At 63.5% G+C, this 19,500-nt stretch carries 20 protein-coding genes and 1 pseudogene; 17 read left to right on the top strand and 4 right to left on the bottom strand.

The window, feature by feature from the left end; all coding sequences use genetic code 11:
* Positions 1-10 precede the first annotated feature (10 nt).
* The 15 genes and pseudogenes from ccoO (PFU01S_RS05580) to PFU01S_RS05510 all read left to right on the top strand — a co-directional run bounded on the left by ccoO (PFU01S_RS05580) (position 11) and on the right by PFU01S_RS05510 (position 14,209).
* The gene (gene ccoO / locus PFU01S_RS05580) at positions 11-619 is read left to right on the top strand and encodes a cytochrome-c oxidase, cbb3-type subunit II (RefSeq protein WP_023535920.1); all 609 of its coding nucleotides are present in this window, start codon (positions 11-13) and stop codon (positions 617-619) included.
* Positions 620-624: 5 nt separating this feature from the next.
* A complete protein-coding gene (locus tag PFU01S_RS05575) occupies positions 625-828 on the top strand; it encodes a cbb3-type cytochrome oxidase subunit 3 (protein WP_027916025.1) in 204 nt (67 codons plus the stop codon).
* Positions 825-1,766, top strand: coding sequence for a cytochrome-c oxidase, cbb3-type subunit III (ccoP, locus tag PFU01S_RS05570; RefSeq protein ID WP_027916024.1), 942 nt, complete (start codon positions 825-827; stop codon positions 1,764-1,766). The genes PFU01S_RS05575 and ccoP (PFU01S_RS05570) overlap by 4 nt, the downstream gene beginning before the upstream one ends.
* A 365-nt stretch (positions 1,767-2,131) precedes the next feature.
* Positions 2,132-3,574, top strand: coding sequence for a cytochrome-c oxidase, cbb3-type subunit I (gene ccoN, locus PFU01S_RS05565; protein ID WP_023535871.1), 1,443 nt, complete (start codon positions 2,132-2,134; stop codon positions 3,572-3,574).
* Positions 3,574-4,182: a cytochrome-c oxidase, cbb3-type subunit II gene (gene ccoO, locus PFU01S_RS05560; protein ID WP_023535925.1), complete on the top strand. Its 609-nt coding sequence runs from the start codon at positions 3,574-3,576 to the stop codon at positions 4,180-4,182. The genes ccoN and ccoO (PFU01S_RS05560) overlap by 1 nt, the downstream gene beginning before the upstream one ends.
* A 5-nt stretch (positions 4,183-4,187) precedes the next feature.
* Positions 4,188-4,385 (top strand): CcoQ/FixQ family Cbb3-type cytochrome c oxidase assembly chaperone, encoded by a 198-nt coding sequence (locus PFU01S_RS05555; RefSeq protein ID WP_023535942.1) that lies wholly within the window; start codon positions 4,188-4,190, stop codon positions 4,383-4,385.
* Positions 4,382-5,362, top strand: coding sequence for a cytochrome-c oxidase, cbb3-type subunit III (gene ccoP / locus PFU01S_RS05550; protein WP_027916022.1), 981 nt, complete (start codon positions 4,382-4,384; stop codon positions 5,360-5,362). Before PFU01S_RS05555 ends, ccoP (PFU01S_RS05550) begins: the two co-directional genes overlap by 4 nt.
* A gap of 437 nt (positions 5,363-5,799) precedes the next feature.
* Positions 5,800-7,215: a cytochrome c oxidase accessory protein CcoG gene (gene ccoG, locus PFU01S_RS05545; protein ID WP_027916021.1), complete on the top strand. Its 1,416-nt coding sequence runs from the start codon at positions 5,800-5,802 to the stop codon at positions 7,213-7,215.
* Positions 7,216-7,229: 14 nt separating this feature from the next.
* Complete coding sequence (locus PFU01S_RS05540) at positions 7,230-7,754, top strand: FixH family protein (RefSeq protein ID WP_028687959.1); 525 nt, start codon at positions 7,230-7,232, stop codon at positions 7,752-7,754.
* Positions 7,755-7,791: 37 nt separating this feature from the next.
* Positions 7,792-10,225: pseudogene (locus PFU01S_RS05535) on the top strand (heavy metal translocating P-type ATPase); the annotation flags it as partial.
* A gap of 19 nt (positions 10,226-10,244) precedes the next feature.
* Positions 10,245-10,457 (top strand): cbb3-type cytochrome oxidase assembly protein CcoS, encoded by a 213-nt coding sequence (gene ccoS / locus PFU01S_RS05530; protein WP_028687961.1) that lies wholly within the window; start codon positions 10,245-10,247, stop codon positions 10,455-10,457.
* Complete coding sequence (locus PFU01S_RS05525; protein WP_027916017.1) at positions 10,450-11,133, top strand: sulfite exporter TauE/SafE family protein; 684 nt, start codon at positions 10,450-10,452, stop codon at positions 11,131-11,133. The genes ccoS and PFU01S_RS05525 overlap by 8 nt, the downstream gene beginning before the upstream one ends.
* Positions 11,134-11,310: 177 nt before the next feature.
* Positions 11,311-12,693, top strand: coding sequence for an oxygen-independent coproporphyrinogen III oxidase (gene hemN / locus PFU01S_RS05520; RefSeq protein WP_027916016.1), 1,383 nt, complete (start codon positions 11,311-11,313; stop codon positions 12,691-12,693).
* Between the two features lie 178 nt (positions 12,694-12,871).
* Positions 12,872-13,606 (top strand): Crp/Fnr family transcriptional regulator FnrA, encoded by a 735-nt coding sequence (gene fnrA, locus PFU01S_RS05515; protein ID WP_027916015.1) that lies wholly within the window; start codon positions 12,872-12,874, stop codon positions 13,604-13,606.
* A gap of 54 nt (positions 13,607-13,660) precedes the next feature.
* Positions 13,661-14,209: an adenine phosphoribosyltransferase gene (locus PFU01S_RS05510; RefSeq protein ID WP_023535921.1), complete on the top strand. Its 549-nt coding sequence runs from the start codon at positions 13,661-13,663 to the stop codon at positions 14,207-14,209.
* 101 nt (positions 14,210-14,310) lie between these two features.
* Here PFU01S_RS05510 and recR read toward each other — a convergent pair whose 3' ends face one another.
* From recR to dnaX, 3 genes are all read right to left on the bottom strand, one after another.
* On the bottom strand, positions 14,311-14,913 hold the full coding sequence (gene recR / locus PFU01S_RS05505; protein WP_023535938.1) for a recombination mediator RecR: 603 nt from the start codon (positions 14,911-14,913) through the stop codon (positions 14,311-14,313).
* Between the two features lie 125 nt (positions 14,914-15,038).
* Positions 15,039-15,374 carry a YbaB/EbfC family nucleoid-associated protein gene (locus tag PFU01S_RS05500; protein ID WP_023535908.1) on the bottom strand — a complete coding sequence of 112 codons (336 nt, stop codon included), beginning with the start codon at positions 15,372-15,374 and terminating at the stop codon, positions 15,039-15,041.
* A 63-nt stretch (positions 15,375-15,437) separates the two neighbouring features.
* Positions 15,438-17,495, bottom strand: a complete 2,058-nt coding sequence (dnaX, locus tag PFU01S_RS05495; RefSeq protein ID WP_027916014.1) for a DNA polymerase III subunit gamma/tau — start codon at positions 17,493-17,495, stop codon at positions 15,438-15,440.
* Positions 17,496-17,614: 119 nt separating this feature from the next.
* On the opposite strand from dnaX, the gene PFU01S_RS05490 reads away from it, so the two are divergent.
* Positions 17,615-18,373, top strand: a complete 759-nt coding sequence (locus tag PFU01S_RS05490; RefSeq protein WP_028687962.1) for a substrate-binding periplasmic protein — start codon at positions 17,615-17,617, stop codon at positions 18,371-18,373.
* A 3-nt stretch (positions 18,374-18,376) separates the two neighbouring features.
* Here the strand turns inward: PFU01S_RS05490 and PFU01S_RS05485 are convergent, their stop codons facing one another.
* Entirely contained in the window at positions 18,377-18,856 is a 480-nt protein-coding gene (locus PFU01S_RS05485; protein ID WP_028687963.1) for a DUF2938 domain-containing protein, read from the bottom strand.
* Positions 18,857-18,936: 80 nt separating this feature from the next.
* Between PFU01S_RS05485 and PFU01S_RS05480 the strand changes: the two genes are divergently transcribed.
* Complete coding sequence (locus PFU01S_RS05480) at positions 18,937-19,380, top strand: helix-turn-helix domain-containing protein (RefSeq protein WP_081783987.1); 444 nt, start codon at positions 18,937-18,939, stop codon at positions 19,378-19,380.
* Positions 19,381-19,500: the final 120 nt, after the last annotated feature.

The following is a 19,500-nucleotide window of genomic DNA, read 5'->3' as shown; positions in this document are numbered from 1 at the left end:
GACCTGCCTGATGAAACATGAAGTCATCGAGAAAAACGTCGGCCTGCTGGCCTTGCTGATGGTCTTCGCCGTCAGCATCGGCGGCCTTACCCAGATCGTCCCGTTGTTCTTCCAGGACGTAACCAATACGCCGGTCGAGGGCATGAAGCCCTACACCGCGCTGCAACTCGAAGGCCGTGACATCTACATCCGCGAAGGCTGCGTAGGCTGCCACTCGCAGATGATCCGCCCGTTCCGCGCCGAAACCGAGCGCTATGGCCATTATTCGGTTGCCGGCGAAAGCGTGTGGGACCACCCGTTCCTGTGGGGCTCCAAGCGCACCGGGCCAGACCTGGCCCGAGTCGGCGGGCGCTACTCGGACGACTGGCACCGCGCCCACCTGTATAACCCGCGCAACGTGGTGCCGGAGTCGAAGATGCCGTCGTATCCGTGGCTGGTGGCCGACCAGGTCGACAACAGCCACACCGACACCAAGATGCGCGTGCTGCGCACCCTGGGCGTGCCTTACACCGACGAAGACATTGCCGGCGCGCGCGAGGCGGTGAAGAACAAAACCGAAATGGACGCCCTGGTCGCCTACCTGCAGGTGCTGGGCACCTCGATCAAGAACAAGAGGTGAATGCGATGGAAATGGACATCGGCATGATCCGCGGCCTGGGCACCTTGGTGGTGTTGATCGCCTTCATCGGCCTGAGCCTGTGGGTATTCAACCGGCGCCGCGACCAGGACTTCGCCGAAGCGCGCCTGCTGCCCTTCGTCGACGACCGCCTGCCTCCTGTCGAGCAGGCACCTGAAACCCGTGCAGCTGCGAGGAGCAAAGCACAATGACCGCCTTCTGGAGTACCTACATCAGCGTACTGACCATCGGCAGCCTGATCGGCCTGACCTGGCTGTTGCTCGGCACCCGCAAAGGGCAGAGCAACAGCACGACCGACCAGACCATGGGGCACAGCTTCGATGGCATCGAGGAATACGACAACCCGCTGCCCAAGTGGTGGTTCTGGTTGTTCGTCGGCACCTTGGTCTTCAGCGCTGGCTACCTTGTGCTATATCCGGGCCTCGGCAACTGGAAAGGCATCCTGCCCGGTTACGAAGATGGCTGGACCGGTGTCAATGAATGGCAGAAGGAGATGGACAAGGCCGATGCCAAGTTCGGCCCGATCTTCGCCAAGTACGCCGCCATGCCGGTGGAAGAAGTAGCCAAGGATCCACAAGCACTGAAGATGGGCAGCCGCCTGTTCGCCTCCAACTGCTCGGTTTGCCATGGTTCCGATGCCAAGGGCGCCTACGGCTTTCCCAACCTGACCGACCACGACTGGCGCTGGGGCGGTGAGCCTGAAACGATCAAGGCGTCGATCATGAACGGCCGTCACGGCGTGATGCCGGCCTGGGCCGAGGTGATCGGTGAACAGGGCGTGTCGGATGTGGCGGCGTTCGTGCTGACCAACCTCGATGGGCGCAAGCTGCCCGAAGGCGTCAAGGCCGACCCGGTCAAGGGCAAAGCGCTGTTCGCGAGCAACTGCGTGGCCTGCCACGGGCCTGAGGGCAAGGGCACCCCTGCCATGGGTGCGCCGGACCTGACCCATCCGCAGGCGTTCATCTATGGATCGAGCTTCGCCCAGTTGCAACAGACCATTCGTTATGGTCGCCAGGGCCAGATGCCCGCGCAGGCCGAGATCCAGGGCAATGACAAAGTGCACTTGCTGGCGGCCTACGTCTACAGCCTCTCCCAGGGCGACGCAGCCCAAGGCGTGACCGTCAAGTAACCCGCTCTTCGTCTTCTTCCCGCCCCACAGCGCCGCTCTAGCGGCGCTTTTCATTTGTGAGCGTCCAGCACCCCAGCCGCTTGCGCATCCCACGCCCCCTCAATGCACATTCTTGCCATGCCTTGAGGCCCACTTTCTGACCGTCCGAAAAAGCCTGACCGTTCGATCAGAAAAAACCGAGAAACGGTACACATTACAAATATTTATTTGTGTACAATCCATGGCATCCCCCGTTCACTGCGTGCCACTGTCGAACAGGGCTGGACACGGGTCGGCGTACCAAAGTTGCGTTGCGGTAACCCAGGGGGTTTCCGATACTGATGCCGATTTCGACCAACAAGAACATAAAACCGTGGAAACTGAGAATGAGCACTGCAATCAGTTCGACTGCTTATAACTACAAGGTCGTCCGCCAGTTCGCCATCATGACGGTGGTCTGGGGGATCATCGGCATGGGCCTGGGCGTCTTCATCGCCTCGCAGCTCGTGTGGCCTGAGCTCAACCTGGACCTGCCCTGGACCAGCTTCGGCCGCCTGCGCCCACTGCACACCAACCTGGTGATCTTCGCCTTTGGCGGCTGTGCACTGTTCGGCACCAGCTACTACGTGGTGCAGCGCACCTGCCAGGCCAGGCTGATCTCCGATCGCCTGGCGGCCTTCACCTTCTGGGGTTGGCAGGCCGTGATCGTCGGCGCCCTGGTCACGCTGCCCATGGGCTACACCACCACCAAGGAATACGCCGAACTGGAATGGCCGTTGGCAATTCTGCTGACCATTGTCTGGGTCGCCTACGGCGCGGTGTTCTTCGGCACCATCGTCAAGCGCAAGACCAAGCACATCTATGTCGGCAACTGGTTCTATGGGGCTTTCATCGTGGTCACCGCGATGCTGCACATCGTCAACCACATTTCGTTGCCGGTCAGCCTGTTCAAGTCGTACTCGGCCTATTCGGGCGCGACCGATGCCATGATCCAGTGGTGGTACGGCCACAACGCCGTCGGTTTCTTCCTGACCACGGGCTTCCTGGGCATGATGTACTACTTCGTGCCCAAGCAGGCCGAGCGGCCGATCTATTCGTACCGGCTGTCCATCGTGCATTTCTGGGCGCTGATCACCCTGTACATCTGGGCCGGCCCGCACCACCTGCACTACACCGCCCTCCCCGACTGGGCGCAGTCGCTGGGCATGGTGATGTCGATCATCCTGCTGGCCCCAAGCTGGGGTGGCATGATCAACGGCATGATGACCCTCTCCGGTGCCTGGCACAAACTGCGCACCGACCCGATCTTGCGCTTTCTGGTGGTGTCGCTGGCCTTCTACGGCATGTCCACCTTCGAAGGGCCGATGATGGCCATCAAGACGGTGAACTCGCTGTCGCACTACACCGACTGGACCATCGGCCATGTGCATGCCGGGGCCCTGGGCTGGGTCGCGATGATCTCCATCGGCGCCGTGTACCACATGATCCCGCGCCTGTACGGGCGTGAGCAGATGCACAGCATTGGCCTGATCAATGCCCACTTCTGGCTGGCGACCATCGGCACCGTGTTGTACATCGCCTCGATGTGGGTCAACGGCATCACCCAGGGCCTGATGTGGCGCGCCATCAACGACGACGGCACCCTTACCTACTCGTTCGTCGAAGCCCTGCAGGCCAGCCATCCGGGCTACATCGTTCGCGCGCTGGGCGGCGCGTTCTTTGCCAGCGGCATGTTGCTGATGGCCTATAACGTGTTGCGCACCGTGCGCGCGGCCAACCCGGTGGAGGCTGAAGAAGCCGCCAAGATCGCTGTCGTGGGAGCGCACTGATGAAGCACGAAGCCGTAGAGAAGAACATCGGCCTGCTGGCTTTCTTCATGGTGATCGCCGTCAGCATCGGCGGGCTCACCCAGATCGTCCCGTTGTTCTTCCAGGACGTGACCAATCAGCCGGTCGAAGGCATGAAGCCGCGCACCGCACTGGAGCTTGAAGGCCGGGACATCTACATCCGCGAAGGGTGCGTGGGTTGTCATTCGCAGATGATCCGCCCATTCCGGGCAGAGACCGAGCGCTACGGCCATTACTCGGTCGCCGGCGAAAGCGTCTGGGACCACCCGTTCCTGTGGGGTTCGAAGCGCACCGGCCCGGACCTGGCCCGGGTCGGTGGGCGCTATTCCGATGACTGGCACCGCGCCCACCTGTACAACCCGCGCAACGTGGTGCCGGAATCGAAGATGCCGGCCTACCCATGGCTGGTGGAAAACACCCTCGATGGCAAGGACACCGCTCGTAAGCTCCAGGTGCTGCGCACCCTCGGGGTGCCCTACACCGATGCCGACATCGCCGGCGCTCGGGATGCGGTCAAGGGCAAGACCGAAATGGACGCCCTGGTGGCGTACCTGCAAGGCCTTGGCACCCTCATCAAGAGCAAACGGTGACGGCGATGGATATCGGAATGATTCGCGGCCTGGGCACCGTGGTGGTGCTGGTGGCCTTCATCGGCCTGGCGCTGTGGGTGTTCAGCCCGCGGCGCAAGAAAGACTTCGACGAAGCGACCCAACTCCCCTTTGCCGATGACCCCCAGGCCCGCCAACACGTCGAGCACGCACAAGAAAAGGCATCCGGGAGCAAAAAACAATGACAACGTTCTGGAGTGTGTACGTCACCGTTCTGACCCTGGGCACCATCCTCGCCCTGACCTGGCTGCTGCTGTCTACCCGCAAGGGTCAACGCGAGGAGACCACCAGCGAAACCGTCGGCCATGCGTTCGACGGTATCGAGGAATACGACAACCCGCTGCCCAAGTGGTGGTTCTGGCTGTTCGTCGGCACCATTGTCTTCGCCCTGGGCTACCTGGCCCTGTACCCGGGCCTGGGCAACTGGAAAGGCATCCTGCCCGGCTACGCTTACCTGGATAACGACAAGCAGGCCGAGTTCTCGGACGGCCAGGCCGGCTGGAGCGGTGTACACGAATGGGAGAAGGAAATGGCCAAGGCCGACGCCCGGTTCGGGCCGATCTTCGCCAAGTTCGCGGCCATGCCCATCGAAGAGGTGGCCAAGGACCCACAAGCGCTGAAGATGGGCGGTCGCCTGTTCGCCTCCAACTGCTCGGTATGTCACGGTTCCGATGCCAAGGGTGCCTACGGTTTCCCCAACCTGACCGACAACGACTGGCGCTGGGGCGGCGAGCCGGAAACCATAAAAGCCTCGATCATGAACGGGCGCCACGGGGTCATGCCGGCGTGGGCCGAGGTGCTGGGCGAACAGGGCGTGGCCGATGTGGCCGCCTTCGTGCTCACCAACCTGGACGGTCGCCGTCTGCCGGAGGGCATCAATGCCGATCCGGCCAAGGGCAAGGTGATCTTCGCCAGCAGCTGCGTGGCCTGCCACGGGCCGGAGGGTAAGGGCACCCCGGCCATGGGCGCTCCGAATCTCACGCACCCCCAGGCGTTCATCTATGGGTCGAGCTTTGCACAGTTGCAGCAGACCATCCGCTACGGCCGCCAGGGGCAGATGCCGGCCCAGGCACAGTTGCAGGGCAACGACCGGGTGCATTTGCTGGCTGCTTATGTGTACAGCCTTTCGCACTCGCCGGAGGCAGGCGAGAAAGCCGAGTGAGGAAGTTTGGGGGTGGGCTGCTGGCAGCCAGGCCAGACGTAAGCCCAGCAACCGGGTTGTTCCAACAGGCGGGCAACAAATGCGTCACCGGCTGACCTGGATCAATTGACACTTCCCATATCACGTTTCACAAGATCAACCCAATGCGGCCAAAGGTCGCACCTCGGTCTGAACGTCTGCCAGGGGCGTATCATGGCCGCGCAGCGCTAGGCTCTGTGTGAAGAGTCTTGAGACGAAGGTCAGGCAAGGCGAAAACAGCCGAGGAAGCGGAGTTTACATGTTGTAAATGAGCATTCCGACCGGGCTGGCGATCCAGGCTGTTTTCAACGCAGCATCACCGAGTATCAAGGCTTTTCACACAGGGCCTAGCAGATTGCGCGAGACTGCGGCCGGCATGCACTGGCCGCGGCATTTCTCCACTGCCGTGGGACATGATGATGAGCAAGCATATACCGGTACATGATGTAACCCCGCCTGCCAAGACAGGAAAGGATTCCGTCGACCTCTACGCCTCGCGCGAAAAAATCTACACACGTGCCTTCACCGGCCTGTTCAGGCGCTTGCGCATGGTAGGTGGTGCGGTCTTGTTCTTGCTGTACTTCGGTACCGTCTGGCTGAACTGGGGCGGGCACCAGGCCGTGTGGTGGAACCTGCCAGAGCGCAAGTTCTACATCTTCGGCGCGACCATCTGGCCCCAGGACTTCATCCTGCTGTCGGGCATTCTGATCGTGGCGGCCTTCGGCCTGTTCTTCATCACCGTGTTCGCAGGCCGGGTCTGGTGCGGCTATACCTGCCCGCAAAGCGTGTGGACGTGGATCTACATGTGGTGCGAGAAGGTCACCGAAGGTGATCGCAACCAGCGAATGAAGTTGGACAAGGCGCCCATGAGCGCCAACAAGTTCGCCCGCAAGTTCGCCAAGCACAGCCTGTGGCTGCTGATCGGCTTCGTCACCGGCATGACCTTCGTCGGCTATTTCGCCCCCATCCGCGAGCTGGTGGTCGAGTTCTTCACGGGCCAGGCAGACGGCTGGGCCTACTTCTGGGTCGGTTTCTTCACCCTGGCCACCTATGGCAACGCCGGCTGGTTGCGCGAGCAGGTGTGCGTGTACATGTGCCCCTACGCGCGCTTCCAGAGCGTGATGTTCGACAAGGACACACTGATCGTGTCCTACGACCCGCGCCGTGGCGAGACCCGTGGGCCGCGTAAAAAAGACGTGGACTACAAGGCCAAGGGCCTGGGCGATTGCGTCGACTGCACCCTGTGTGTGCAGGTGTGCCCCACGGGCATCGACATCCGCGATGGCCTGCAGATCGAGTGCATCGGCTGCGCCGCGTGCATCGACGCCTGCGACAGCATCATGGACAAGATGCACTACCCCAGAGGGCTGATCAGCTATACCACCGAGCACAACCTGTCCGGGCAGAAGACCCACCTGCTGCGCCCTCGCCTGATCGGCTACGCCGTGGTGCTGCTGGTCATGATCATCGCCCTGGCCAGCGCCTTTGCCACCCGCTCGCTGGTAGGCCTGGACGTGAGCAAGGACCGCGTCCTGTACCGGGAGAATGCGCAAGGGCGCATCGAAAACGTGTATAGCCTCAAGGTCATGAACAAGGACCAGCGCGACCACGTCTACGTGCTCGATGCCACCGGCCTGCCCGACCTGATGCTCGATGGCCAACGGGAAATCCGCGTGGCCGCCGGCGACATCGTCAGCCTGCCCGTGCAACTGTCGGTGGCCCCGGAAAAACTTCCCTCGACCACCAACGAAATCACCTTCATCCTCAAGAGCGCCGATGACAGCGACGCCCAGGTTGAAGCCAAGAGCCGTTTCATCGGCCCGCAGATTCGCTAAGAAGGATGAACACCATGCCTGCCACCGCCGCCAGCCCCTGGTACAAGCACCTCTGGCCCTGGATCATCATCGGCATCCTGACCACCTCGGTGTGCCTGAGCCTGACCATGGTCAGCATCGCCGTGCGCAACCCGGACAACCTGGTGAACGACAACTACTACGAGGCCGGCAAGGGCATCAACCGCTCCCTGGACAGGGAGCTGCTGGCTCAGCAACTGGCGCTCAAGGCCAGCGTCCACCTGGACGACCTGACCGGTGAGGTAGATGTGCGCCTGACCGGTAGCAGTGACCCGCAGACGCTGGAGCTGAACCTTATCTCCCCTACCCAGCCGGCCATGGACCGCCGGGTGCTGCTGAGCCGTGTCGAGCAGGGGCGCTATGTCGGCCAGCTGGAAGACAAGGTCAATGGCCGGCGCTTCGTCGAGCTGCTGGGCAGCGAAGGCGATCAGGTGTGGCGCCTGTTCGAAGAAGAGAAGGTCGAGCATGGTGTGATCCTGGAGTTGGGTGACGAGGCGCTACAAGGCGCTCAACACCTTTGATCGCGCTCGCGATCGACTTGTGCAAGGCAATGATGCGATGACCCAACCCATCCTCTGCTACCACTGCGCACTGCCCGTTCCCGCCAGTCGCGGGTTCACCGCCGTGGTCCTGGGGCAGCCCCGAGCCTTCTGCTGCCCAGGCTGCCAGGCTGTGGCCGAGTCGATCGTGGCCGGGGGCCTCGAGCACTACTACCAGCACCGCAGCGACAACAGCGCCAACCCGCAAGCCCTGCCCCGGCAGTTGCAAGACGAGTTGGCGCTGTACGACCGCAGCGATATGCAGCAGCGATTCGTGCGGCACGAGGGCGAACTGGCCGAAACCACGCTGCTGGTCGAGGGCGTCAGTTGCGCCGCCTGCGGCTGGCTGATCGACAAGCACCTGCGCAACCTGCCGGGGGTGGCCGAGGCGCGCTTGAACCTGTCCAATCATCGGCTGCTGCTGAGCTGGGATGATCGGCAATTGCCGCTGTCGCAGGTGCTGGCGGCGCTGCGCCGGATTGGCTACGCCGCCCACCCCTATCAGCCGGACCAGGCGGCCGAGCAGTTGAACCGGGAAAACCGCAGTGCGTTGCGCAGGCTGGGGGTCGCAGGATTGCTGTGGTTCCAGGCGATGATGGCAACCATGGCCACCTGGCCGGAATTCAACATGGACCTGTCCGCCGAGCTGCACACTATCCTGCGCTGGGTGGCCCTGTTCCTCACCATTCCCATCGTCTTCTACAGCTGCGCGCCCTTTTTCAAGGGCGCAGCGCGTGACCTGCGCACCCGCCACCTGACCATGGACCTGTCCGTCTCGCTGGCCATCGCCCTGGCGTTCGGTGCCGGGATCTGGACGGCTGTCACCGGTAGCGGCGAGCTGTATTTCGACACTGTCGGCATGTTCGCCCTGTTCCTCCTGACCGGGCGCTACCTGGAACGGCGCGCCCGCGAACGCACGGCCGCCGCGACGGCGCAACTGGTCAACCTGTTGCCGGCATCCTGTCTGCGTGTCGATGCCCAGGGCCGCAGCGAGCGCATCCTGCTCAGTGAACTGCGTTGCGGGGACAGCGTGCAGGTGCTGCCGGGGTCGGTGATCCCGGCTGACGGTCGCATCGTGCAAGGGCGCTCGAGTGTCGATGAGTCGCTGCTGACCGGCGAATACCTGCCCCAACCTCGCCAGGAGGGTGATCGGGTCACAGGTGGCACGCTGAACGTGGAAAGCGCCCTGCAGGTGCAGGTGCAAGCCCTGGGCCAGGATTCGCGGTTGTCTGCCATCGTCCGCTTGCTCGAACGTGCCCAGACCGAAAAGCCACGCCTGGCCCAGATTGCCGACCGCGCCTCCCAGGTGTTCCTGTTGTGCTCACTGCTCGCGGCCGCCGCGATTGGCGTGTGGTGGTGGCAGGTGGAGCCGCAACGGGCGTTCTGGATTGTGCTCGCCATGCTGGTTGCGACTTGCCCCTGCGCGCTGTCGCTGGCCACCCCGACCGCGTTGACGGCGGCGACAGGCACGTTGCACAAGCTGGGCCTGCTGGTTACACGCGGTCATGTGCTGGAGGGCCTGAATCAGATCGACACGGTGATTTTCGACAAGACCGGCACGCTGACCGAAGGGCGCCTGACCTTGCGCAGCATCAGGCCGCTGGGCCATGCAACGGCCGACACTTGCCTGGCCTGGGCCGCGGCCCTGGAAAACCGCTCCGAGCATCCCATCGCACGGGCCTTCGGCCAAGTGGCCACGCCGGCCGATGGTGTGCTGGCCGTGCCCGGGCTCGGCCTTGAGGGTGAGGTTGAAGGCCAACGCCTGCGCATCGGCCAGGCAAGCTTCGTCTGCGCCTTGAGCGGCACCCCGCCGCCGGCAATACCCGAGCCACGGGGACAGTGGCTGCTGCTGGGCGACCGTCGCGGGCCGCTGGCCTGGTTCGGGCTGGACGATCGCCTGCGTGAAGACGCCCCTGCCCTGCTCGCGGCCTGCAAGGCGTTTGGCTGGCGTACGCTGCTGTTGTCCGGAGACAGCTCGCCGATGGTCGGCGAGGTGGCCGCGCAACTGGGCATCGACGAGGCCGCCGGCGGCCTTAGGCCCGATGACAAGCTGGCGCGGCTCAAGGCCCTGCAAGAGGCCGGGCACAAGGTGCTGATGCTGGGGGACGGGGTCAATGACGTGCCGGTGCTGGCGGCGGCAGACATCAGCATCGCCATGGGCAGTGCCACTGACCTGGCCAAGACCTGCGCCGACGCGGTGCTGCTTTCCAATCGGCTTCAGGCGCTGGTGCAGACGGCCTCGCTGGCGCGGCGCACGCGGCGCATCATCATCGAGAACCTGCTGTGGGCCAGCCTGTACAATGGCCTCATGTTGCCGTTCGCGGCCCTTGGCTGGATCACCCCGGTGTGGGCAGCGGTCGGCATGTCGGTCAGTTCACTGGTGGTAGTGCTCAACGCCCTGCGCCTGACCCGAATGCCTGCTGCGGCGCCTGCCCTGGCCCCGTCAGCACCTACCCTTGCGAGGAACCTGCCATGCCCGCCCTCTATGTGATGATTCCCGCAGCGCTGCTGCTGGTCGGCGTGGCCGTCTACATCTTCTTCTGGGCGGTGGACAGCGGCCAGTACGACGACCTGGAAAGCCCCGCTCACAGCATTCTCTTCGACGATCAGGATCCCCGTCACCAAGCCGCCGTCACGCCCGAACAAACGCCTGATAACCCTTCCGAGCCCCCGGCTCGTGGCTGACTTGCTACCCCTACTGGGCTCGGCGCTGGTGCTCGGCCTGCTCGGAGGCGGTCACTGCATGGGCATGTGCGGCGGCCTGATGGGCGCCCTGACTCTGGCCATACCCCCGGCGCAGCGCGGCCGTCGATTGCGGCTGCTGGTGGCTTACAACGTCGGGCGTGTGCTCAGCTACACGGCCGCGGGCCTGATGCTCGGCATGGCGGGCTGGGCGGTGGCCAATAGCCCTGCCGTGCTTGTTTTGCGCATCATGGCCGCCTTGCTGCTGATCGCCATGGGCCTGTACCTGGCCGGTTGGTGGAGCGGACTGACCCGCATCGAAGCCATGGGTCGCGGGCTGTGGCGGCACATCCAGCCGGTGGCGTCACGCCTGCTTCCGGTCTCGAGCCTGCCTCGCGCACTGCTGCTGGGCGCCTTGTGGGGCTGGCTGCCGTGCGGATTGGTGTACAGCACCTTGCTGTGGGCCGCCAGCCAAGGCAATGCATTGCACAGTGCCGCCCTGATGGCGGCATTCGGGCTCGGGACCTGGCCCGTGCTGCTGGCCACCGGGTTGGCGGCCGAGCGGGTAAACAGGTTGTTGAGACAACGCAGCGTGCGGGTGGCCGGCGGCATGCTCGTGGTGCTGTTCGGCGTATGGACACTGCCCGGCCCTCATCAACACTGGCTGATGGGCCACTGAGGCGAGCCAGGCGGCGCAGCGTATGGCTTATGGCCAGTAACCGGCCGTACCCACCGCGCATCGCTTGAGCTAGACCTAGCGCCCTCAGGCCGTTTAGCGCTTGATACAAATCAACACAGATTCCTACAGACATCCCTAGACTCCGGAACATTGCTGCTCTTTCCGGGGACCGCCCTCATGCTCGACGACCTACGTTGGGACACCGACCTGATCCGCCGCTACGATCTGGCCGGGCCACGCTACACCTCCTACCCAACCGCCGTGCAACTGCACAGCGAAGTGGGCTCGTTCGACCTGCTGCACGCCCTGCGCGAAAGCCGGCGGGCCGTGCGCCCGCTGTCGCTGTACGTGCATGTGCCGTTCTGCGCCAACATCTGCTACTACTGCGCATGCAACAAGGTCATCACCAAGGACCGGGCACGCGCTGCCCCCTACCTGCAACGCCTGGAACAGGAAATCCAGCTGGTGGCCTGCCACATGGACAGCAGGCAACGTGTGGAGCAGCTGCACTTCGGCGGCGGCACCCCGACCTTCCTGAGCCATGTAGAGCTGCGTCAGCTGATGGCCACGCTGCGCCAGCACTTCAGCCTGCTCGATGACGATTCGGGCGATTACGGCATCGAAATCGACCCGCGCGAGGCGGACTGGTCGACCATGGGCCTGCTGCGTGAGCTGGGCTTCAACCGCGTCAGCCTCGGCGTGCAGGACCTGGACCCGGCCGTGCAGCGTGCCGTCAACCGTCTGCAGAGCCTGGAGCAGACGCGCACCTTGATCGAGGCGGCTCGCACCCTGCAGTTTCGCTCGGTGAACCTGGACCTGATCTACGGGCTGCCGCGCCAGACGCCCGAAGGGTTCGCACGCACCGTTGAAGAAGTGATCCGCCTGCAGCCCGATCGCCTGTCAGTCTTCAACTACGCCCACCTGCCCGAACGGTTCATGCCGCAACGGCGCATCGAAGCCGGGGAGCTGCCCAGTGCAGCGGCCAAACTGGACATGTTGCACGCCACCATCGAGCAACTGACCGCTGCCGGCTACCGCTACATCGGCATGGACCACTTTGCCTTGCCCGATGACGAACTGGCCATTGCCCAGGAGGAAGGCACGCTCCAGCGTAACTTCCAGGGCTACACCACTCATGGGCACTGCGACCTGATCGGCCTGGGCGTGTCGGCGATCAGCCAAATCGGCGATTTGTACTGCCAGAACAGCAGCGACCTCACCACCTACCAGGACAGCCTCTCCAACGCCCAGCTCGCCACCCAGCGCGGCCTGCTGTGCACCCCCGACGACCGTCTGCGCCGGGCGGTCATCCAACAGCTGATCTGCCATTTCGAGCTGGACTTCGAGTCGATCGAACAGGCATTCGCCATCGATTTTCGTGGCTATTTCAATGACCTGTGGCCGGAGCTCTTGACCTTGCAGCGCGATGGCCTGATTCGCCTGGACGACAAGGGCATTCGGATTCTACCGGCCGGGCGACTGCTGGCCCGTTCGGTGTGCATGGTCTTCGATGCCTACCTGGCCCTGCACAATCGCCAACGGTTCTCCCGTGTGATCTGAGCGAGGCATTTGGCCGCACTCCATGCGTCCTGGCCATGCGGCTGCTGGCACTCAGGCCATCGGGTGATGCGCAGCCGGGCGTGGCAAGCCAGCCTACTGGTCGCGGCCACTGGCCTACACCCTATGTCGTGGGTTACCCTTACGACTTATGTGTGCTTTCCCACAAGGATCGAGTCAAATGTCCGAGCCAGTCAAACTGCGCCCACACAGCCAGGCCCATTGCAAGGATTGCAGCCTGGCCCCCCTGTGCCTGCCCCTTTCACTCAACCTGGAAGACATGGACGCACTGGACGAAATCGTCAAGCGAGGTCGCCCTCTCAAGAAAGGCGAGTTCCTGTTCCGCCAGGGGGATAATTTTGGCTCGGTCTATGCCGTACGCTCCGGCGCTCTGAAGACGTTCAGCCTGAGCGACAGCGGTGAAGAGCAGATCACCGGTTTCCACCTGCCCAGCGAACTGGTGGGCCTCTCCGGCATGGACACCGAGGCCTACCCGGTGTCGGCCCAGGCCCAGGAAACCACGTCGGTCTGCGAAATTCCGTTCGAACGCCTGGATGAACTGTCGGTGCAATTGCCGCAGCTGCGTCGCCAGTTGATGCGCGTGATGAGCCGCGAAATTCGCGACGATCAGCAGATGATGCTGCTGCTATCGAAGAAAACCGCCGATGAGCGCATCGCGACGTTCCTGGTCAACCTGTCGGCGCGCTTCCGCGCCCGTGGCTATTCGGCCAACCAGTTCCGCCTGAGCATGTCGCGCAACGAGATGGGCAACTACCTGGGGCTGGCGGTGGAAACCGTGTCGCGCGTGTTCACCCGCTTCCAGCAGAATGGCCTGCTGCGCGCCGAAGGCAAGGAGGTGCATATCCTCGACCCGATCCAGCTTTGCGCGCTGGCCGGTGGCGCAATGGAGGCCTGAGGGCGGCTTTAGCAGGTATACTGGGCCGTTCGTTTTCCCAGGATACCTGCAACAATGCACAGCGACGCCTTCGACCTCAAAGCCCTGATCCGCCCGGTAGTGGACTTTCCCAAGCCGGGTGTGATCTTCCGCGACATCACCCCACTATTCCAGTCGCCGCGCGGGCTGCGCTATGTGGCCGATCAGTTCATCGAGCGTTATGTGGAGGCCGAATTCAGCCACATCGGCGCCATGGACGCGCGTGGTTTTCTGATCGGTTCGATCATCGCCCATCAGCTGAACAAGCCCCTGATCCTGTTCCGCAAGCAAGGCAAGCTGCCCGCTGACGTGCTCAGCGAGGGGTACCAGACCGAGTACGGTGAAGCCTTCCTTGAAGTGCACGCCGACAGCCTGTGCGAGGGCGACTCGGTACTGATCTTCGACGACCTGATCGCCACCGGCGGTACGCTTCTGGCCGCCGCCAACCTGGTGCGCCGTACGGGTGCACAGGTGTTCGAGGCGGCAGCCATCATCGACCTGCCCGAGCTGGACGGCTCGCGCCGTTTGCAAGCGGCGGGCGTACCGACCTTCTGCCTGACCGAGTTTTCCCTCAGCGAGCGTTGAGGGGTGACGCCTGGGCGGCGATGGGGTGCGGCGACACCAGGATCAGCTTCGCGGCGGAAATCCCGAGGTCACTGCACCGCAGGTCGTACCCTATCACTGCCTCAGAGCGAGATAGGGCGACGCCCTGCAAAGGCATGGGCCAGCGTGCCGCCATCTACCAACTCCAGCTCGCCGCCCAGGGGCACGCCATGGGCGATACGCGAGGCGACCAGACCCTTCTCAGCTAGCAACTGCGCAATGTAGTGCGCCGTGGCTTCACCTTCCACCGTGGGGTTGGTGGCAAGAATGACTTCGGTGAAGGTGCCCTGCTCCTGGATGCGTGCCATCAACTGTGGAATGCCGATCGCCTCCGGGCCCAGTCCGTCGAGCGGCGACAGATGCCCCTTGAGCACGAAGTAGCGGCCGCGATACCCGGCCTGCTCGACGGCATAGACATCCGTCGGGCCCTCGACCACGCACAGTTGCGTGTCGTCACGCCGTGGGTCGGCGCACTGCGGGCACAGGTCCTGTTCGGTCAGGGTGCGGCATTGGCGGCAATGTCCTACCCCTTCCATGGCCTGAGTCAGCGCCTGGGCGAGCCGCAGCCCCCCGCTGCGGTCACGCTCCAGCAATTGCAGGGCCATGCGCTGTGCCGTTTTCTGGCCAACGCCGGGCAAGATGCGCAAGCCGTCGATCAGCTGGCGGATGAGAGGACTGAAGCTCATGGGAAACGCCTGACAAGTCATTAAGAGGCGGTTTATACCCACCATGGGGTGTGGCGTCAAATCGGCACGGCGGCCATAAAAAAACCGCCGCTGTTACCAGCGACGGTTCGTAGGCGCGCAAAGGCTCAGAACGGCATCTTGAAGCCTGGCGGCAATTGCATGCCAGCCGTCATGCCGCCCATCTTTTCCTGGCTGCTCTGTTCGATCTTGCGCACGGCATCGTTCAGGGCTGCAGCGATCAGGTCTTCGAGCACTTCCTTGTCGTCTTCTTCGGTCGACATCAGGCTCTGGTCGATGCTCACGCGCTTGACGTCGTGGCGACCGGTCATCACCACGCTGACCAGACCACCGCCGGACTGGCCGGTGACTTCTGCGTTGGCCAGCTCTTCCTGCATTTTCTGCATCTTTTCCTGCATCTGCTGGGCCTGCTTCATCAGGCCGGCCATGCCACCTTTCATCATGGGGAATACCTCGATTGGGTCATGTGATGCGGCCGGGCACGGGGCTGGCCGCATGGTTATTCGTTATTGGCCCTGACTGGCCAGGGCCTCTACAGGCTCAATAGTATCGTGCCGCACCTTGGCGCCAAACAGCTTGATCATCTGCTGGATCAGCGGGTCGTGCTCGATCGACGCCTCGGCTTCATGCTGGCGCTCCAGGCGCTTGCGGGCTGCCGCCTGAGCTGGCGTTTCCTGTTCGGGCCGGATCAGCTCGATGCGCAGGTTCAAAGTACGCCCCAGGTGCTGGTTGAGCGCCTCGTTCAGGCGTCTTTGCTGGGTGGCGTTGAACAACGCGCCTTGGCCCGGGTCCAGGTGCAGGAGCCAGTCATCACCGTCGGCGGCGATCAACGTGCAGTTGGCCGCGATGTTGCCCGTCATACCAGAGACAGGCAACTGCGGGAACAATTCCAGCCATTGCAAGGCCAGCCCGGTCGCCGGCTTGGCAGCAGGCAGCGGCTCGGCGGCGGCCTGGGGCTGCTCCTGGACGTGTTCGGCCAGCTCGTCGAGGTAGCTGAAGCCCACCGGATCGCTTTCGCCAGCGTAGTAGTCTTCGTCGAGCGGCGGCTCGTCGTCGCGGTCCATGCCCACCGATGCATACGCACCCGGATCGAACGGAGGTACATCATCGTGGGTTGCAGCGGCCTGTTGGGCAGGAGCAGGGTTTGCAGCAACGGGGGCTGGAGCCGGCTGGGGCTCCTGCATGGCCGGTGCGGCAGGCGCTTCCCACGGCAGATCGATTACCGGCGCGACTGGCTCAGGCACCGAAATGGCCGTAATCTCCGCCTCGAGTTCGCGGTCACGCTCAGCTTCGGGTTCATGGTCTGCCGTTGCCGGCGCAGGCACCTCGATCACAGGCGCAGGCGTTGACGGCGCCGACGCAGCCGGCTCGCTTACCGGTTGGGCAACCGCTGCCGGGGGCGCCACCGGTTCGACGGAATCAGCTGTGGCCTGGCTGATCCCCACTGGCTTTAGCACCGGCCTCGGGGCTCCATCGGCATCGGCCGGGCGGAACGCCAGCATGCGCAGCAGTACCATCTCGAAACCACCACGCGGGTCGGGCGCCAAAGGCAAGTCGCGCCGCCCTATCAGGCCCATCTGGTAATAGAACTGCACGTCCTCGGCCGGCAATGCAGCGGCCAGGGCGAGCACGCGCTCCCGGTCACCCTGGCCGTTGTCCACGGCCTCGGGCAAGGCCTGGGCAATGGCCACACGGTGCAGCACGTTGAGCATTTCGGCCAACACCCCGGCCCAGTCCGGGCCCTGCTCGGCCAGGTTGCGCACGGCTTCGAGCAGGGCGCGTGCATCCCCTTCGAGCAATGCCTGCAGCACCCCGTACACCTGGCCATGGTCCAGGCTGCCGAGCATGGCGCGCACATCGGCGGCCAGCACCTTGCCTTCACCGAAGGCGATGGCCTGGTCGGTCAAGCTCATGGCATCGCGCATCGAGCCGTCGGCCGCGCGGCCGAGCAACCACAGCGCATCGGCCTCGAACGGCACGTTTTCGGCCTCGAGCACGTGGCTCAGGTGCTCGACCACCCGCTCCGGGCTCATGTTCTTCAACGAGAACTGAAGGCAGCGCGAAAGGATGGTCGCCGGCAGTTTCTGCGGGTCGGTGGTGGCCAGGATGAACTTGACGTAGGGCGGTGGCTCTTCCAGCGTCTTGAGCAACGCGTTGAAGGAGTGGGTCGAGAGCATGTGCACTTCGTCGATCAGGTAGACCTTGAAGCGCCCACGGCTCGGCGCGTACTGGACATTGTCCAGCAGCTCGCGGGTATCCTCAACCTTGGTGCGGCTGGCGGCGTCGATCTCGATCAGGTCGACGAAACGCCCTTCATCGATTTCGCGGCAGACCGAGCAGGTCCCGCAGGGCGTGGAGGTGATACCGGTTTCGCAGTTCAGGCATTTGGCGATGATGCGCGCGATGGTAGTCTTGCCTACACCGCGCGTGCCGGTGAACAGGTAGGCATGGTGCAGGCGCTGGTTGTCCAGCGCGTTGATCAAGGCCTTGAGCACATGGGCCTGGCCGACCATTTCGCGAAACGAGCGCGGACGCCATTTACGTGCAAGAACCTGATAACTCATCGAAAAACCATCGTAGCCTGATCGAGCGGAAGATCGCTAATGCTAGCGGAGCGGGGGCAAAATTGCACTGCCTGACTGGCCGTGCGCGACGATGGACAGCGGATCATGGAGAACCTGCGGTGCGGACCCTGCTGGCTTTGTTTCTTTTCTGGTCGGCTCACAGCCTGGCTGAACAGCCGGTACTGCGCTTTTCGGTGGCCGAGAGCTGGAGCATGCCGCTGATTCGCATCGAGAACGGCCAGCCGGTCGAAGGCCTGCTGTTCGATGTCATGGAAGCAGCTGCCAAACAAGCCGGTGCCCGACCCGAATATCATGTGATGGCTCGAATGCGCCTCGAGGAGGCGATGAACCAGGGTGATATCGATGTACGTTGCTACGTCAGCGACCAGTGGTTGATGGCGCGGCCGAAGGACTTCATCTGGAGCGTGCCGCTGATTCACCAGCGCGATGTGCTGGTAGGCCGCCTGGGCGAAGGCGGCCCGATTTCGCCACAACGGCTGTCACCCCAGCCCATCGGCACCGTTCTGGGCTACACCTACACCACGCTTGAACCCTTGCTGGCGGCACACCGGCTTTACCGGGAAGACAGCCGCAGCCAGGAGCTGGCCTTGCAGAAGTTGCAAGCGGGACGGTACCGGTATGCCGTCAGCAACCAACTGTCACTGCGGTGGTTCAACCACCAGCGCCATGCGCAATTGCAGCCACTGGCGGTGCTGGACGAGCAGGACCTGGGCTGCCTGGTCCGCAACGACCCTGACATCCCCGCCCAAGCGCTGCTGCGCGCATTGGTGCGCATCAAGCAGAGTGGGGAGATGGAGCGCTTGCTGCAACGCTACGGCAGCACCGAAGAGCCCCCACCCACCGGGACGGGCACCTGATCCCTATAGCGCCAAGGCCGTCACGTACAACCCGATACCGAATACCATGTGGTTCACCAAGCTCTTGAAGCGCGCACGCCAGGGGCTGGGCGTGCGTGAAGCAAAAAAACCCATGCCCATGGCAGGCTGCATCAGGCACATGGGCGCCAGTACCGTACCTGCGCCCACGGCCAATGCCGGCCACAGGGTCGGCGCGCTCAGCCACGCGACGCCCGCCGTACTGACCAGCAGCATCGCGAACGCCACGCCAATGGCGTAGTGCAGCGCCCAGCCCCACACCCGCTCGTGCTTGATGGGCGGGGCCTGCCGGATCGCCTGATGGCGCCAGTGCCCTTGCAGTGCATGCCCGGCCCAGCGACCTACCAAGGCGTAATCGAGCGTGGTGGCGCCCAGGCGCCTGGAGACCGCAGACCAGCCGTCCATGACCAGTGTGGCGCCAACGCCGATGCCCATTGCTGCAATCCACTGTTCGCTGTTGACCATGACGCTTCCTCTCATTTGACGTTGTTGAATACGCCGGGCAGCATGCAAGTTGAAGTCAACTTCAAGTCAAGGGCTTGTACATGGACATTGCCGATGTGGCGAGACGCACGGCCGTGCCGTCTTCCACGCTGCGTTACTACCAGAAGAAAGGCCTGCTTACGGCGCGTGGCGAGCCAGGCCAACGCCGGCAGTTCTCGGCCGACGTGGCTGAAAGGCTCGCATTGATAGCGGTGGGCCAGGCCGCCGGTTTTTCGCTGGACGAGATCAGCACCCTGCTGGTGGACCTGAAGGTCGACCGGGCGCAGCTGCTGGCCAAGGCCGATGAGCTCGACAGCCAGATCAAGACATTGCAGGCCATGAGCAAGGGCTTACGCCATGCGGCTGAGTGCCCTGCGGCCGATCACCTGGCCTGCCCGCGGTTTCGCCGGTTGATGGCAGTGGCCTCAGCACGATCAGCACATCCGAATGTAGTGCGCCGTTTGAAAGGGCGACCCCTTCGGCAGGTAAACCTAGGCACTGAATAGGGCTAACGACATCCAGAATCGGATTCACCTGCATGCCCATGAGTGCAACGCTCAAGGCGTTTGTATTCACGTCTCGATGCACCGCGAGGCAGCATGGCATAATGATATTAATGATAGAGC

The sequence above is a fragment of the Pseudomonas fulva NBRC 16637 = DSM 17717 genome (genome assembly GCF_000730565.1).
GTDB lineage: Bacteria > Pseudomonadota > Gammaproteobacteria > Pseudomonadales > Pseudomonadaceae > Aquipseudomonas > Aquipseudomonas fulva.
This window is presented reverse-complemented; position numbering and strand designations above follow the sequence as displayed.

Coding starts and splice junctions, on each gene's coding strand:
- PFU01S_RS05555 (WP_023535942.1), top strand. CDS start 4,188: ATGGATATCGGAATGATTCGCGGCCTGGGCACCGTGGTGGTGCTGGTG.
- ccoO (WP_023535920.1), top strand. CDS start 11: ATGAAACATGAAGTCATCGAGAAAAACGTCGGCCTGCTGGCCTTGCTG.
- ccoP (WP_027916022.1), top strand. CDS start 4,382: ATGACAACGTTCTGGAGTGTGTACGTCACCGTTCTGACCCTGGGCACC.
- fnrA (WP_027916015.1), top strand. CDS start 12,872: ATGTCCGAGCCAGTCAAACTGCGCCCACACAGCCAGGCCCATTGCAAG.
- PFU01S_RS05485 (WP_028687963.1), bottom strand. CDS start 18,856: ATGGTCAACAGCGAACAGTGGATTGCAGCAATGGGCATCGGCGTTGGC.
- ccoN (WP_023535871.1), top strand. CDS start 2,132: ATGAGCACTGCAATCAGTTCGACTGCTTATAACTACAAGGTCGTCCGC.
- ccoG (WP_027916021.1), top strand. CDS start 5,800: ATGAGCAAGCATATACCGGTACATGATGTAACCCCGCCTGCCAAGACA.
- dnaX (WP_027916014.1), bottom strand. CDS start 17,495: ATGAGTTATCAGGTTCTTGCACGTAAATGGCGTCCGCGCTCGTTTCGC.
- ccoS (WP_028687961.1), top strand. CDS start 10,245: ATGCCCGCCCTCTATGTGATGATTCCCGCAGCGCTGCTGCTGGTCGGC.
- recR (WP_023535938.1), bottom strand. CDS start 14,913: ATGAGCTTCAGTCCTCTCATCCGCCAGCTGATCGACGGCTTGCGCATC.
- ccoO (WP_023535925.1), top strand. CDS start 3,574: ATGAAGCACGAAGCCGTAGAGAAGAACATCGGCCTGCTGGCTTTCTTC.
- PFU01S_RS05575 (WP_027916025.1), top strand. CDS start 625: ATGGAAATGGACATCGGCATGATCCGCGGCCTGGGCACCTTGGTGGTG.
- PFU01S_RS05500 (WP_023535908.1), bottom strand. CDS start 15,374: ATGATGAAAGGTGGCATGGCCGGCCTGATGAAGCAGGCCCAGCAGATG.
- PFU01S_RS05510 (WP_023535921.1), top strand. CDS start 13,661: ATGCACAGCGACGCCTTCGACCTCAAAGCCCTGATCCGCCCGGTAGTG.
- hemN (WP_027916016.1), top strand. CDS start 11,311: ATGCTCGACGACCTACGTTGGGACACCGACCTGATCCGCCGCTACGAT.
- ccoP (WP_027916024.1), top strand. CDS start 825: ATGACCGCCTTCTGGAGTACCTACATCAGCGTACTGACCATCGGCAGC.
- PFU01S_RS05540 (WP_028687959.1), top strand. CDS start 7,230: ATGCCTGCCACCGCCGCCAGCCCCTGGTACAAGCACCTCTGGCCCTGG.
- PFU01S_RS05480 (WP_081783987.1), top strand. CDS start 18,937: ATGGACATTGCCGATGTGGCGAGACGCACGGCCGTGCCGTCTTCCACG.